Here is a 14,149-nt window from a genome sequence, read left to right on the forward strand (position 1 = left end):
ACCACTTTTCGGGAACACGCTCTAAAACCTGAAAGCTTCCTGTTAAAGTTCAAAAGCTGGCTTTGATCTTAAAGCCGGCTTTTCTTTTGCGCTGATTCCGGAAATTCCCGTGCAGGCAGCACAGACAGTCCATTCGTCTAGGGTGAGTTGAGACTGTACCCAAATTGCCCCCCAATTTCTCGCAGTATTCCTATATTTTTTGCACTCCAGAATATTTTTTTACAGCTCTCTTCTTGACTATAAGAGGTGGTGAAACTACATCATTTTGTGGTTGTTAGCACTCTGCCTTTGGGAGTGCTAATCACTGTGGGGCTGCAAAGTTTCACCCACTCTCAAAGTTTTTAACCTTCGCGTCCGGGCGTTGCCTAAAAGGGGCGCTCGCGTATGAGAGGAAGAGCCAATTATGAAGTTTCGTCCGCTACACGACCGTGTTGTCGTTCGCCGCATTGAGTCTGAAGAAAAAACAGCTGGTGGCATCATCATTCCTGACACTGCAAAAGAAAAGCCACAGGAAGGCGAAGTTATCGCTGTTGGCGCTGGCGCACGTAAGGACAACGGTGAGCTGATCGCTATCGACGTTAAAGCTGGTGACCGCGTTCTGTTCGGCAAATGGTCCGGTACTGAAGTTAAGATCGACGGTGAAGACCTGCTGATCATGAAGGAATCCGACATCATGGGTATCCTGGCTTAATTCCAGGCCATTGTTGAGACCCTACGATCCCTTCTGTTATTCAAGAATTTAAGTGAGACAAAACCATGGCTGCTAAAGAAGTCAAATTCGGCTCCGATGCCCGCGACAAGATGCTTAAAGGCGTCGACATCCTTGCAAACGCTGTAAAAGTTACCCTCGGCCCTAAAGGTCGTAACGTTGTTCTGGATAAAGCATTCGGCGCACCACGCATCACCAAAGACGGTGTTTCTGTTGCGAAGGAAATCGAACTTGAAGACAAGTTCGAAAACATGGGCGCACAGATGGTGCGTGAAGTTGCTTCCAAAACCAACGACATTGCTGGTGACGGTACAACAACTGCGACAGTTCTGGCGCAGGCTATCGTTAAAGAAGGTGCAAAGTTCGTTGCTGCTGGCATGAACCCAATGGACCTGAAGCGCGGCGTTGACATGGCAACTGCTGCTGCTGTTGCAGACCTGACCGCACGTTCCAAGTCTATCTCTTCTACTGACGAAGTTGCACAGGTTGGCACAATCTCTGCTAACGGCGACACTCAGATCGGTGAAGACATTGCTGAAGCAATGCAGCGCGTTGGCAACGAAGGTGTTATCACCGTTGAAGAAGCCAAGTCTCTTGAGACCGAGCTTGAAGTTGTTGAAGGTATGCAGTTCGACCGCGGTTACCTTTCTCCATACTTCGTCACCAACGCTGAAAAGATGATTGCTGACCTGGAAAAGCCACTCATTCTCCTTCACGAGAAAAAGCTTTCCAACCTGCAGCCAATGCTTCCAATCCTTGAAAGCGCTGTTCAGTCTTCCCGCCCACTCATCATCATCGCTGAAGATGTTGAAGGTGAAGCACTGGCAACTCTCGTAGTGAACAAACTGCGTGGTGGCCTGAAGATTGCTGCTGTTAAGGCTCCTGGCTTCGGCGACCGTCGTAAAGCAATGCTCGAAGACATCGCTATCCTGACTGGTGGTACCGTGATCTCTGACGATCTGGGCATCAAGCTGGAAAACGTAACCATCGACATGCTCGGCACTGCTGACAAGGTGAACATCACCAAGGAAACCACTACCATTGTTGATGGTGCTGGCGAAAAAGCTGACATCGAAGCACGCGTTTCCCAGATCAAAGCCCAGATTGAAGAAACTTCTTCTGACTACGACCGCGAGAAGCTGCAGGAACGTCTTGCTAAGCTTGCTGGCGGTGTTGCAGTTATCCGCGTTGGTGGTGCAACCGAAGTAGAAGTTAAAGAGAAAAAAGACCGCATCGACGATGCCCTAAACGCAACACGCGCTGCTGTTGAAGAAGGTATCGTACCAGGTGGTGGTTGTGCTCTTCTTCGTGCAAAAGCTGCTGTTGAGAAAGTATCTTCCGAGAACGTTGACATTGAAGCTGGTATCAAGATCGTTCTGCGCGCTCTTGAAGCTCCGCTTCGCCAGATCTCTGAAAACTCTGGTGTTGAAGGTTCCATCGTTGTTGGCAAAATCCAGGACAACATTGCGGATGAGACCTTCGGCTTCAATGCTCAGACCGAAGAATACGTCAACATGATTGAAGCTGGCATCATCGATCCAACTAAGGTTGTTCGTACTGCTCTTCAGGATGCTGCATCTGTAGCTGGTCTGCTGATCACTACTGAGGCAATGGTTGCTGAACTGCCTAAGAAAGACTCCGGCCCAGCAATGCCTCCAATGGACGGCGGCATGGGCGGCATGGGCGGCATGGGCTTCTAAGCCAAGCCAACCAACGCTTAAACGAATTAGGGCATCCTTCGGGGTGCCCTTTTTTGCATTGTCACAATCAGCTTCAGCTAGGAAATAACAACTCATGAGTGAACTAAAACAAAAACATCATGAAATTTGGCAAGCAGTCAAAGACCAGATGTCTGACACTAAACTTCCGATTAAACTGAGAAACAATGTTCCCGACGGAAGTTACTACGACATCAAGTTTGGCATACCGAACGCTTATCTAAGTCTCCATTATCTGGATGAAGAAAACTGCGCGAAAGTTATGATCAACTTTCGGAATGAGCCCGGCGAGGCCTACTTCAAAGAACTGCTACGCCAAAAAGAACATGTAGAGACAGCGATCGGCGCATCACTTGATTGGGACCCTGCTGAACATGCCCGATATTGCAGCATCGTGTTATGGAAGAGAGATGTTGATCTTGGCACCAACACGACAATGCCAGAGCTTGCAGACTGGTATGTAATCTGGCTCGGAAACTTCCATATGGCACTCTTCCCTCTGCTCTCTGCCATTCCCAAATAGCAATCGAAATGAAAGCACCTGAAATGGTGCTCTTATTTTTTGAATTACGCTTCAACTTGTTCGAGTCTTAAACACTCACCCCGATCTACCAATCTGCTTTGGCTGATAATCGGAGGAATTTCCTATGAAAAATCGTGTGGCGATGGTCTTTGGTGCAACTGGGCTGATTGGTTCTGAAGTGGTTCGGCTGCTGCTTGCCAGTGAGGCGTATGACGAGGTTCATGCAGTTGTGCGCAAAGATCCAGAGATTGAAGATGATAAGCTTCGGTTGCATCTGACCGATTTCAGCGATCTTTCCAGCCTTCAACTGCCAATGAACGTGACGGATGTGTTCTGCTGTCTGGGGACCACGCTGAAGAAAGCCGGCTCAAAAGAAGCGTTTTACGCGATTGACTTCCAGCTTGCCTACGACCTTACGCGGTTGGCGCGTGAAGCCGGTGCTGAGCAGTTTCTCATGGTTTCTTCGATTGGTGCAGCAGCGGGCAGTTCCAACTCCTATCTGAAGGTCAAAGGGGAGCTTGAAGAGGCCGTTCGCACGCTCGCTTTCCCTTCAACAAAAGTGTTCCGGCCCTCTTTGTTGCTGGGTGAGCGTCAGGAGCAACGCTTTGCTGAGGGGCTTGCCGCGTCGGTGCTGCCACGGCTTTCGTTTCTCTTTAAAGGCCCTTTGCGCAAATATCGTCCAATTGAAGGCGCCGCAGTTGCACGCGCACTTGTTGCCGCTGCGCTTGACGGCGAGCGTGGTTTCAGCATTCTGGAAGGCGACGAGATTGCCGATAGAGCTGGCTGAGCGAAAATCTTATCCCCTCGCCCAAATCACCCGCCATACTGATCCTATGTCCACGTACACGGGCAGCTGGCGGAGCGACCGTCAGTGTGGCGTGGGCTGGGCGGGGCTACCGGGAGACATAACGCATCCTCCGGCGGGTTCGTTGAAACACCCCTTGAAAGTCTTTAGTGCAGGGACCAAGCGGAAGCTGGTCACCCGATGGGCGTCTACACTGGCAGCTGCAGCTGTCAGGGACAAGTCAAACTGTCCTTTACAGCAACTGCCCTGACTGTGAGATTCGAAGCAAAGCCTTGTGTTTTGTGAGGCCTTACAATGATGGGTAGGCACCTGCTCCCAATGCCTTTCGGTGGAGACCTTGTTTCATACAAAAACGCCCGGGCAAGGCGACAGCCAATGCCGAAGAAACTAATTTATATACAATGCGCAGGTATTGCCTGCTCGCCTTGCCCCTCCCGTTTCTCGGGATTTTAGCTTCACCACTGCATGAGAAGTCATGCGGTGCTTTTGGTGCTTGTGGTTTTACTCGCCAGCAACTGGCCTCTCAGCCGTCTTGCTGTCCCCTTTGTGGAACAGCTCGTAGATATCCTCCAGAGAGACACCTTTGGTCTCTGGTGCGCGGCGGATGGCGTAGACGGTTCCGATACAACAGCATATGGCGAAGAACAGGAAGATCTCGGTGATCGTGAAGAGTTGGTTCAATTTGGGGAAACCAAACACAACGAGGAATGTGAAGACCCAGTTGACGGTTACCGCCACGACCATTCCTTTGGCCCTCAGATAATTTGGGAACACCTCTGACATGTAGACCCATGGCAGCGGCCCCATGGAGAGGGAATAGGAGATCACGTAGAGGCAAAGACCTGAGACGGACAAAGCCGTGCCAATCCCGTCCCCCATGAGAAAACCTCCCACGATCAGGAACTGAGAGAGTGCGCAGGCTGGCAATCCGTAGACCATCAGAGGCCTGCGGCCAACGCGGTCAATAAGGAGCAAACTGGCAGCTGCGGCCAGAGCGAGTGCAGCGCCAAGCCCGACTGTTGCAGACAAGCGGCTTGCTTCCTCGGAAAAGCCCAGGTCGCCGAAAAGCTCCGGTGCGTAGAGGATGACAGCATTGATGCCGCTGAGCTGCTGGAACAGGAAGGTGAAGACACAAAAACTGGTGATAGGCCGGTTTCGTGGATTGATGAGGTCCAGCCAGCCTCCCTTTTGGTCTGCGACTTCGGCGAGGTCTTGTTCAATCCGCTTCACATTGCCTTTGACCCATGCCTCAGATCGGGTTGGTTCGATCTTTTCAAAGACGGCCTCAGCCTCTGCTGAGCGCTTTGCCATGACGAGCCAGCGCGGGCTTTCGGGGGCACTCCAGATTCCAAAGAGCAGAAACGCTGCAGGGATCGCGGAAAGGAGGAACATGAACTGCCAACGATTGATGGCTTCTGCGCTGTAGCCGAGATCAAGCGTGATCAGATTGGAGAGGTAGCCAATCAAGACACCAAAGGAGATCATGAACTGAAACGCGCCAAGCATACGGCCTCTGATCTTGCGCGGTGCAATTTCGGAGACATATTGAGGGCCAGCCATTGAGGACAAGCCAATTCCCATTCCGATGAGAGAGCGGGCAAATGTGAGGATGAAAAGGTCTTGCGCCACACTGGATAAGACAGCTCCGGTGATAAAGAACAGAGCTGCGATGATGACCGTTGACCGTCTGCCAAATCTGTCGCTGAGATAGGCGCTCAGGTAGGCTCCGATCAAACCACCGATGGACAAGGATGCGACCAGAAGCCCTCCCCAATACGCAGAGAATTCAAACTCTGCTTTGATGGGCTCATAAGCGCCAGCGATGACGCCTTCGTTGTAGCCATAGAGCAAACCACAGAGTACGGCGATACATGCCAGGAGGATAATCATGCGCATTCCCTTTAAAGACCAAGGGAAAGTATAGGCGGAGGTCTCTAACCAACCGGAGGACACACAGCCCTGAATTGAGCTGTTTTTCGCAAGACCCCAATAACGTTTGATCATATACGGGAAAGACAACATGGATCATTTCAGTGTCGCTATGATGATCCAGCGACTTAAAACCGCACCTGTTAGGAATTACAGCATTGAGCTTTTCGCGGCCTTTGCCTTCAATTAAGCTTCCCGTCGCATGATCAGCGCAAGACCTTCCCAAGCGCTTCAACCTTTGGCAACCAGGACTTAACATGATTGTTCTTCAGGATTTCCCCGCAGCTCGTTTTGATGAGTTTCAGATCATTTCCGTCTCTGGATACGCTCAGGACCTGATGGATAATCGCAGTATGGAAGAACAGGCTGCACTGAAGAAAGCCAAGGAAGGCTTGTCAAAGGCCTTTCCAGAGGGGAAAAGCAACAAACACAATAAGCTGCTGAGCATCGTCAACAAGACGAAGGCTGGCGAAGTGGAGGTTGGGTTTCTCTGGTACTCCCTTCAGGATGATGCATCTGCGTTCATCATGGATTTTCTGGTGTACTCAGAACATCGTGGCAAGGGGTACGCCTCCAAAGCTCTTGAAGCCTTGAAGGCGACATTCAAGAAAGATGGCCTGACACGTATTGGACTGCGTGTTGCCCCTGACAATCACGGCGCCATACGCACCTATTACAAGGCTGGCTTTAACGTGACCGGATGGAACATGTCCTGCGAGGTTTGAAGCGCGAACCATGCTCTCGCTGATTGACGTTTTGTTGAAGGGACTTCATTTCCGTTGAGGGCTGGTGGCTGCTAGGGTTTTGGAAATTCCAATGCATGACCTGATTTAAGGATCTGAGATGATTGCACGCAAAGCTGCAAAAGCCCTTGCCGTTCTTCCTTTGCTTTATGCTGTGAGCCAGCCTGCACAGGCTGCTGAGACCGAAACCGCAATTTTTGCTGGTGGTTGCTTCTGGTGTATCGAGTCTGACTTTGACAAGATCGAGGGCGTTCTTGAGACCACATCCGGCTATACAGGTGGCCGCAGTGCAAACCCGACCTACAAGCAGGTTTCTGCTGGTGGTACAGGTCATATTGAAGCGTTGGAAGTGAAGTTTGATCCGGCCAAGGTGTCTTATGAAGAGCTGCTGACAGCTTTCTGGCATTCTGTTGATCCAACTGATGCTGGTGGTCAGTTTTGTGATCGTGGTGAGAGCTATCAGACAACCATCTTTGCGACCTCTCCTGCGCAGCTGAAGGCTGCAAAGGCTTCCAAGAAAGCGCTTGGAAAGTCAGGTGAAGTGAACCGCCCGATTGTAACACCGATCCGCACTGCAGCTCCGTTCTATGATGCAGAAGATTATCATCAGAACTACTATGAGAAAAACCCGATCCGCTACAAGTTCTACCGCTATCGCTGTGGCCGTGATCAGCGCGTCAAGCAGGTCTGGGGTCCAAATGCTTACAAAGGTATCCCCGGCGAGCACTAAGGGCTTAGTATAGAACTCAAGAAGACCAGAGGCACTGCTCTGGTCTTTTGCTTTTAGGTGTGTTGTCGCAGGTCAGAGGAGATCCCTAGTCTTCGTAGTACATGCGATAGATCCCTCCAGCAGAGTCATCAGAGATCAACAAGGATCCGTCGCCAAGCTCGACCACGTCTACCGGACGGCCCAGATAATCGCCGCTGGCATCAATCCAGCCTGTTGCGACAATACTTGGGGCGCCAGCTTCTTCTTTCTCGTTGATGGGCACAAACACCACACGTGCGCCAATTGGCACTGAGCGGTCCCATGAGCCGTGTTGCGCGATGAAGACGCCGCCCTTGTATTCTTCAGGGAACATATCGCCCTGATAGAACGTCATGCCCAAACTTGCGGCATGAGCATCCAGTTCGACTTCCGGGTTCACCACGCCACTTGGGACAGGCTCATCGATGTAATGCGGGGTACGGACCGTTCCACCGCCATACCATGGGAAACCGTAGTTCTTGCCCGGCTCGGTGCCTTTGTTCAGCTCTTCAGGCGGGATGTCATCTCCCATGCCGTCCACCTGATTGTCGGTAAACCAGAGATTACCGGAGTTTGGATGGAACTCCAAGCCTACGGAATTTCTGATCCCGGTCGCATAGACCTGACGGTCCATACCATCTGCGGTGATGGAGATAATGCCGCCGATGCCGAGGCTGTCATAGAGTTTCAGCTTCATCTTGGGCGGCACGTTGTAAGGCTGGCCAAGAGAGATGTAGATGCGGTCATCCGGCCCCTGATCGCACACACGGGAGGAGTGATTATAACTTTCCTCAGAGGGAGGGATAAGCATGCCTTTGCCGACCAGCACCTTCACGGCTGGCTTGCCCTGCTCTTTGTTTTCCAATGCGTTCGGAAAACTCAGAACACGGTTTTGCTCTGCAAGGACCAATGAGCCATCTTTTGTGAAGCACACACCATTAGGGATGATGAAGGATTGATCTGGAGCGAACTGGCGAACTTCTGCAGCTTTCTTGCCCTCTTCATCCGGGGTAACGACCCAGACTCTGTCCGTGGTCGTTCCTACAAAAACAGTTTTGCCATCAGGCGCGACGGACATATGACGGGCATCTGGCACAGCTGCATAAGGTTCGATGTGGAAGCCTTTGGGCATGACCACAACTTCAGTGTTGCGAGCCAGAGTTTTCTGCTCTTCAGAGACCTGCTCCACAAACTCCGTTTTGACACCATCGACCATCTTGGTGGTCGTTGCTGCCAGAGATGTGGTTAGCAGCAAGGCGTAAGCGCACCCTGTCAGGACTCCAAAGAGAACGGGCTTTGTGGTGCACATCGTTTTTTCCTTCCTGAAGGGCCTAGAAATTTGACTGAGAAAATTTATCGGAATATTTGGAATGCTCTGCCTTTTTGAGCTGCCACTATGCGCTCATTCAAAGTCTGAGGAGAATACTCAGATATGACGGGAATTCGGTTTATAGAACCACAAAAATTGAAGATATTCACTTAGCGGAAGTTGCGTTTTGTGGTGCTAAAATACGACATGACGTAAGTTTGAAAGTGTGGACAAAGAACAAAGGAAAGGTGCCCACTTGCAATTGCCTCATTTTCGTGCCAAATCCTACGCATCATCAAGAGAAGGGCTGGCGCCCTCGCCAACCTGCCTAACCGGGCAAGGTGGTCTCCGCCAAAAGGGATGTGGTTTCGAAGTGAGGACGCTGTCTTCATCATTCGTAACAACCAAGCGGTAGTTTCAATGGATTTTGCGCCAGTCCTCCTCGGGAAACCGATGGAGGATTTAATGTTTGATATTGCTGGTCAGCCACAGTCTGCATGGCAATCGTATGTATCTGAATATGTGCCTCAATCTTTGAGGGAAGCCGTCGCACACCTTGCCGACGAGTTTACTGCTGCCTATTTGCTGGATTGCCTGATTTTAGAAAAAGGGCTGCGCAGCCGGCTGCTTTCCAACTCTACACGCCAGCCGAATACGCCTTTGACCACCGACGAGCGCTCCGACAGGTTTGCTGTGCTGCTTCGGCTTTGGGCAGAAGGCTGCCACACGGTTGTCGACGAGCGCTTGTTTGCGGATACTGCACGCCGTCGTCCTGAAGAACTGGAAGCCTTGCGTGAGTACTTCAGGCAAAACGCGCTACGCTCGAAAAAGAAATTCCCGAGCTAGGTAAGCTGCACTAAAATAAGAACTGATTTTTAAGCTGCGCGACTGCCGAATTTTGCAGGAGGCGTGGCAAATGGGTCTGCGAACATTGCAAGCCACAGGCTCTGTGCGATGCGCTGTGCAGTTGCCAGAAGAAGCGGTGCGGCTTCTGCTGAGAAAATCGCATAGACTTCGTCTTCAAACAGATCCATCCACTCATGGAAATTCTCAGTGGTGACCCCTTGAATCCTCGCGTGAGCGGGAACCGGCTTGCCTTTATACGATCCAGTTTTTAGCAGAACAGATGCCCAAAAGTGCTTCATCTTGTGTAGATGCGGACCCCAGTCCTCACCCATCTCTCTCAGGAAGATCGGCCCAAGCGTTTCGTGCTGGCGGACCTTGCCGTAAAAACTCTCAACCAGATGATTGATCTGGGCAGGTGTGATGGAAGGATCAAGCGGTGTCCGTTCACGCGCTGACATAACGGGAATTTTTGATGACACTGCTTGTTTCCTATTCCTGGTCCGCGATCCGCTTAAGCCTTGTTGTATTTAGCACGTTGCTCTTCAGAGATCACAATCGGCTTGCCGTCATCGTCAACAGCAACAAAGGTGAACTGAGCATTCGTCACCTTCTCACGATAGCCAAAGCGGTGGCGCAAAGCCCAGGCCTCAATGGCAAGCGTTACAGAGGTTCTGCCAACACGGAGCACGTTGGAGTAGACACACATTACATCGCCCACTTTAACAGGGCGGATAAAGGTCATGCTGTCGATCGCAACAGTCACAACGCGCTCCATGGCGCACTGGCTTGCTGCAATACCGGCGGCAATATCCATTTGAGAGACAACCCAACCACCGAAGATATCGCCAGAAGCATTGGTGTCTGCCGGCATCGCCATTGTGCGCGTGGTCAGTTCACCAATTGGCTGCTCTTCTTCGACAGCGTCTCTTGTATCATTCATAGTTCTAAAGCTCCGTAGATCCACCAGAGGAAATGCTATGCATGGCGAAGCTCAACTACTCAAGCAGGGATCATCGCCATATGGAAGCAATCAACAACCTGGGTCGCACATTTCTTGGTGTTGGCCCGAGCGGTTTCAGCAACGCATTCATCTACTGCATTCTCGAATAATTTCAACCAGCTGGCAATATCATCGCTGCATACCTGCTTTGCAGCTCCACGATACTTGCCAAGTGGACGGCCAGAATAGCTTCTGTCTTTCATGAGAGCGGAGCACCAGAACCGCACGGCCTGAGCTTCGTAATCCTCCCAGTCGCACTTCATGCTATTTTGGTAGACTGATGCCAGCTCGCCATTGTGACGGAGTTTTTCTGAATGACTGGCAACCAAAGCACGCACTTGAGAATGCGTCAGGTCAGGATGGATTGGTGTACACTCGTCCTGCGGGCGAATGTCAAAATGCTGATAGGTCATCTCGGTGTTTCAGGAGCCTTGCAAGAACAAGGCCCATGCCCTTCTTGTTACTTCGGGTCACTTTTACTCAAATACCGAGTTTAAAGCTCTGCGGCAGCTCGTAGCACCTCCGGCTTTTCGAGGCAGTAATATCCAGAGAGGCGGCTGATAACACCTTCTCTCTTCCAGACATTGAGGACGCGGCTGACGTTCTCCCGAGCCCCACCAGCCATATTGGCGATTTCAGCCTGAGAGATCTTATAGTGAACAAGAATTTTGTTGCTGTCGACTTTTTTGCCAAATGTTTCAGAGAGTTGCAGCAGCGTCTGCGCAACCCGGCCATTGAGTGGCAAGAAGGACCGTGCAGCGAGTGCATCGTTTGAACGACGCAGGCGAGTCGCTACGATCTGCAGCATGTGACGGTAAACAGCGGGGTTTTCATCGGCGTAGCGATAAAATGCAGCTTTGGAGATAAATGCAAGCTGGCTCGGCTTGAGTGCCGTAACGGTAGCGGAACGCTCACTGCCGTCAAGCAAAGCAATTTCACCTACCAGAGAGCCCTGCCCGAGAACTGCGAGCAGCTGCTCACTGCCATCCAACGAGACGACGGAGACTTTCATGCTGCCTTCGATGATTGCGTAACAACCATTGCCCGGATCTCCGGCCTTGAAGAGAACTGCGCCGGATTTCAATGACATAGGCTGAGCTATCTCAGAGAGACCGTGTGCGTGTTCCTCAGCCAAACCCGACAGTGAAAAGCTGTTTTGAAGGAGTTCTTTGAACTTTGTCATCTTGCCACAAGATCCTGACGCGCCGTAGATTCAGTTTTTTAGTTTAAGCTGCATCAATATAATTGATGATTTTAATTAGGTCTATCATGCGGCCATTTTGTGACCGGAGTCACAGAGATGTTCTTTAGTTTTAGGCAAATTAGGGGTGTTCATAAATACCCCAACGTTTATGGCAAATTCAAAAGGAACGATCTCTTCAACCGCAGGAAGAGATCGTTCTTAGAACAAGAAGATATCTTTTTCCATCAAAAGAAACGGAAATTCCTCACTTATCAGGAACTTCAGCTGGTTCTCACGGGATGAGCTCTGGCGTACGTTTTTCTTTTTGACGGGTTGGGCCTGCTCTTCAGGATAGGATGGCCGACATAGGACCATTGCCGAATCCTGCGCCTCATTGATTCCGTGCCAGAAGAAGTCTCTCAGATCCGTGTCCTCATCAGCCATAGGCAGATCTGGACCTGAGAATATAGTTTCTAATCCGGCTTTGGTAGCGCGCTTTGAAATGGAGTTGCTCGATCGGCTAACACCAGCAGGCAGTACCAGTGCAGGCTCTCGTCCTGCCATCATGCTGAGCACCGTGATGAGCGCTGAATGCACGGCAGGATGCTTTGCGAGGTTTCCCTGAATGGCAACAAATGCTGGCGGACGGGCATAGACCTCTTCGAACAGATCCACCTGTGCGGCGATCTCAGCGGCAATCGCCTCTTCCGGCAGCATCTTCATGGGGCTGCGCATTGCATACCACCACGGGGCGGGGAACGTCTCTCCGAATACGGTCCGGCCAAAATCGGTGAGTGGCCCGGCGGGCTTTGTCAGTGTGACTGTCAGACCGACCATGGTTTCATGTTCGGCCCAGGCAACCACGTCACGCAGCTGATAGAACTCCCTCGACCACATCTTGCCAGTGACAACACAGCCTACGGCAGAGAGCCGGCCTGCGATGATTAGATCGCAGATCGCCCGGTCGACTCCATAGCTTTGCCCAAATTCGAGACTCGTCAAGAGGATGCGCTTCATCGCGCGGATCTCCCAATCCAAAAGGTTCAGGAGTACATTTAACAAAGCCTGCAAATTTAACGCAACGGAATCTCAGCTGTTTCAGTTGGATTTCAGGGGCTGTTTCGGGTCTGACAATCGGTAGACCCGTACATTTTCAATAGCTGTTTTTCCGAATAATCCCTTATTCTCTCGGGTGATGGTCTTCAGCAGCTCAACCTGATTGAAGTTGGCTTTCAGCTTTTGAGAGCAGTCTCTTCTTTCCTCGGTGACGTACAGCATGTCACTATTTTCAGGATTTTGGAGATTATCGGGAATCATTGCATAGCGCATTCGCTCAGGAATTCCGTAGACTTTGAGGTCTGTCTTCTTGAGCGCATTCGACATTTGACCAGTCAAACCGTAGCTGGTTGTGCCAATCCAATTGATGTCATTCGCGTCTGCCAACTCGGTCAATTCATCGCCAATGTCTTGCCAGCCGCGCATCTGGTGCGTTGGATCTTTACGGCCCAGAGATGTGTTGAGCGGGGTGTAGGCGTGGATATAGACCAAGCCAGCAACAACGACACCCAGGCCGACTGCAGTCGGGGCAAGCGCCTTGAACCAGCGGCCAACATTGGCTGGCGGATAAGCTGCTGCAATACCGGCGAACAGGGCCAGTGTCGGATACATTGGTGCTGGCCAGTTGCCCTGAACACGCGAATGGAGTGAATGGAAGAGCAGGTAAATCAGGAACGGCAGGACCGTCAGAACCAGCAGACTGGCCGTGTTGTCTTGCTTTATCATTTTGCGGATGACGCGCCACGCACCAACCATCGCAATGATAAAGACGAGCGGATTCAGCAGGCCTGCAACAGCGCCTATGAACTCGCCAATGTACTTGACGGAGTACCCTTCTGGTACAGAACGCCCAAACTGCTTTACAAAAGAAATCCACTCATGCTGCGAGTTCCAGTAAAGTACTGGAGAGAAGATCGCGATTGCCAGTGCTCCGCCGAGCCACAACTGCCAGGATAGGAAGTATCTGCGGTTCTCCGGCACCCACACCAGCCAGAGAATAATCCCTACCCCCAGAAACAACACGGAGTATTTTGAAAGAAGGCCTAATCCTGCAAAGATACCAGCCAGAATCCACCAGTTCGCATTTTTGGATACCGTCAGCTCTGCCATGGCCCACAAAGCCAGTCCCCAGAAGAAAACAGAGGGTGCGTCAGGCGTAGCTAACAGTGAGCCGACACCAATCAGCAAACTTGCGTTGAAAAACAGGACTGTCCAGCCAGCGATATGAGCGTCATATAGAATTTTTGCAGTTCGCCAGAGCGCGAGGGAACCAATTGCAGCAGACAGGATACTGATGAAGCGAACGCCAAGAGCCGTGTCACCGAACAAGGATTGACCAAGCCAGATCCAATAAGCGACCATTGGCGGGTGGTCGTAATAACCCAATGCAGGATACAGCCCCCACAAACGATAGTAGGCTTCATCCTCAACCAGATCGACATTCATACCAGTTGCCAGCCGTGCCAAAGACAGCACGGCGATAATCAGGATCAGATTAGTCGGGCGCAACCAAAAGCTCAGCGGCTTTCCTGCGGGATTGTCCTGCATTTAAATGCTTTCCTCAAAGTGCTTTAACTTTG

Annotated in this window: 15 protein-coding genes and 1 riboswitch; of the genes, 7 read left to right on the forward strand and 8 right to left on the reverse strand. The window is 51.3% G+C overall.

Features of this window, described 5'->3' with window-relative positions:
* Window positions 1-403: 403 nt before the first annotated feature.
* The 4 genes from groES to PsW64_RS01575 all read left to right on the forward strand — a co-directional run bounded on the left by groES (window position 404) and on the right by PsW64_RS01575 (window position 3,737).
* Window positions 404-691 carry a co-chaperone GroES gene (groES, locus tag PsW64_RS01560; protein ID WP_057464068.1) on the forward strand — a complete coding sequence of 96 codons (288 nt, stop codon included), beginning with the start codon at window positions 404-406 and terminating at the stop codon, window positions 689-691.
* A 65-nt stretch (window positions 692-756) separates the two neighbouring features.
* Complete coding sequence (gene groL, locus PsW64_RS01565; RefSeq protein WP_063302469.1) at window positions 757-2,409, forward strand: chaperonin GroEL; 1,653 nt, start codon at window positions 757-759, stop codon at window positions 2,407-2,409.
* A 94-nt stretch (window positions 2,410-2,503) separates the two neighbouring features.
* The gene (locus PsW64_RS01570) at window positions 2,504-2,950 is read left to right on the forward strand and encodes a DUF4268 domain-containing protein (protein ID WP_063302470.1); all 447 of its coding nucleotides are present in this window, start codon (window positions 2,504-2,506) and stop codon (window positions 2,948-2,950) included.
* A gap of 124 nt (window positions 2,951-3,074) precedes the next feature.
* The gene (locus tag PsW64_RS01575) at window positions 3,075-3,737 is read left to right on the forward strand and encodes an NAD(P)H-binding protein (RefSeq protein ID WP_063287157.1); all 663 of its coding nucleotides are present in this window, start codon (window positions 3,075-3,077) and stop codon (window positions 3,735-3,737) included.
* 519 nt (window positions 3,738-4,256) lie between these two features.
* Here the strand turns inward: PsW64_RS01575 and PsW64_RS01580 are convergent.
* Entirely contained in the window at window positions 4,257-5,645 is a 1,389-nt protein-coding gene (locus tag PsW64_RS01580) for a sugar porter family MFS transporter (protein ID WP_057463844.1), read from the reverse strand.
* 296 nt (window positions 5,646-5,941) lie between these two features.
* On the opposite strand from PsW64_RS01580, the gene PsW64_RS01585 reads away from it, so the two are divergent.
* Both PsW64_RS01585 and msrA read left to right on the forward strand, forming a co-directional pair.
* Entirely contained in the window at window positions 5,942-6,409 is a 468-nt protein-coding gene (locus PsW64_RS01585) for a GNAT family N-acetyltransferase (protein WP_063302471.1), read from the forward strand.
* A gap of 118 nt (window positions 6,410-6,527) precedes the next feature.
* A complete protein-coding gene (gene msrA, locus PsW64_RS01590) occupies window positions 6,528-7,157 on the forward strand; it encodes a peptide-methionine (S)-S-oxide reductase MsrA (RefSeq protein WP_057463732.1) in 630 nt (209 codons plus the stop codon).
* An 85-nt stretch (window positions 7,158-7,242) separates the two neighbouring features.
* Here the strand turns inward: msrA and PsW64_RS01595 are convergent, their stop codons facing one another.
* Window positions 7,243-8,484 carry a PQQ-dependent sugar dehydrogenase gene (locus PsW64_RS01595; RefSeq protein ID WP_063302472.1) on the reverse strand — a complete coding sequence of 414 codons (1,242 nt, stop codon included), beginning with the start codon at window positions 8,482-8,484 and terminating at the stop codon, window positions 7,243-7,245.
* Window positions 8,485-8,771: 287 nt separating this feature from the next.
* Window positions 8,772-8,902, forward strand: a riboswitch (SAM-I-IV-variant riboswitch).
* Window positions 8,903-8,949: 47 nt separating this feature from the next.
* Here PsW64_RS01595 and PsW64_RS01600 point away from each other — a divergent pair.
* Entirely contained in the window at window positions 8,950-9,330 is a 381-nt protein-coding gene (locus PsW64_RS01600) for a hypothetical protein (RefSeq protein WP_208980504.1), read from the forward strand.
* A gap of 29 nt (window positions 9,331-9,359) precedes the next feature.
* On the opposite strand, the gene PsW64_RS01605 is transcribed toward PsW64_RS01600, so the two are convergent.
* The 6 genes from PsW64_RS01605 to PsW64_RS01630 form a co-directional block, all read right to left on the reverse strand.
* On the reverse strand, window positions 9,360-9,809 hold the full coding sequence (locus tag PsW64_RS01605; RefSeq protein WP_244272112.1) for a group III truncated hemoglobin: 450 nt from the start codon (window positions 9,807-9,809) through the stop codon (window positions 9,360-9,362).
* 32 nt (window positions 9,810-9,841) lie between these two features.
* Complete coding sequence (locus PsW64_RS01610; protein ID WP_057463735.1) at window positions 9,842-10,270, reverse strand: acyl-CoA thioesterase; 429 nt, start codon at window positions 10,268-10,270, stop codon at window positions 9,842-9,844.
* Between the two features lie 59 nt (window positions 10,271-10,329).
* Window positions 10,330-10,743 carry a group III truncated hemoglobin gene (locus PsW64_RS01615; RefSeq protein WP_063293700.1) on the reverse strand — a complete coding sequence of 138 codons (414 nt, stop codon included), beginning with the start codon at window positions 10,741-10,743 and terminating at the stop codon, window positions 10,330-10,332.
* A gap of 80 nt (window positions 10,744-10,823) precedes the next feature.
* Entirely contained in the window at window positions 10,824-11,513 is a 690-nt protein-coding gene (locus tag PsW64_RS01620) for a Crp/Fnr family transcriptional regulator (protein ID WP_008552228.1), read from the reverse strand.
* Between the two features lie 219 nt (window positions 11,514-11,732).
* The gene (locus tag PsW64_RS01625) at window positions 11,733-12,530 is read right to left on the reverse strand and encodes a ChbG/HpnK family deacetylase (protein WP_208980505.1); all 798 of its coding nucleotides are present in this window, start codon (window positions 12,528-12,530) and stop codon (window positions 11,733-11,735) included.
* 81 nt (window positions 12,531-12,611) lie between these two features.
* Window positions 12,612-14,117: an ArnT family glycosyltransferase gene (locus PsW64_RS01630; RefSeq protein WP_063302473.1), complete on the reverse strand. Its 1,506-nt coding sequence runs from the start codon at window positions 14,115-14,117 to the stop codon at window positions 12,612-12,614.
* Window positions 14,118-14,149: the final 32 nt, after the last annotated feature.

The organism is Pseudovibrio sp. W64 (assembly GCF_001623145.1).
GTDB lineage: Bacteria > Pseudomonadota > Alphaproteobacteria > Rhizobiales > Stappiaceae > Pseudovibrio.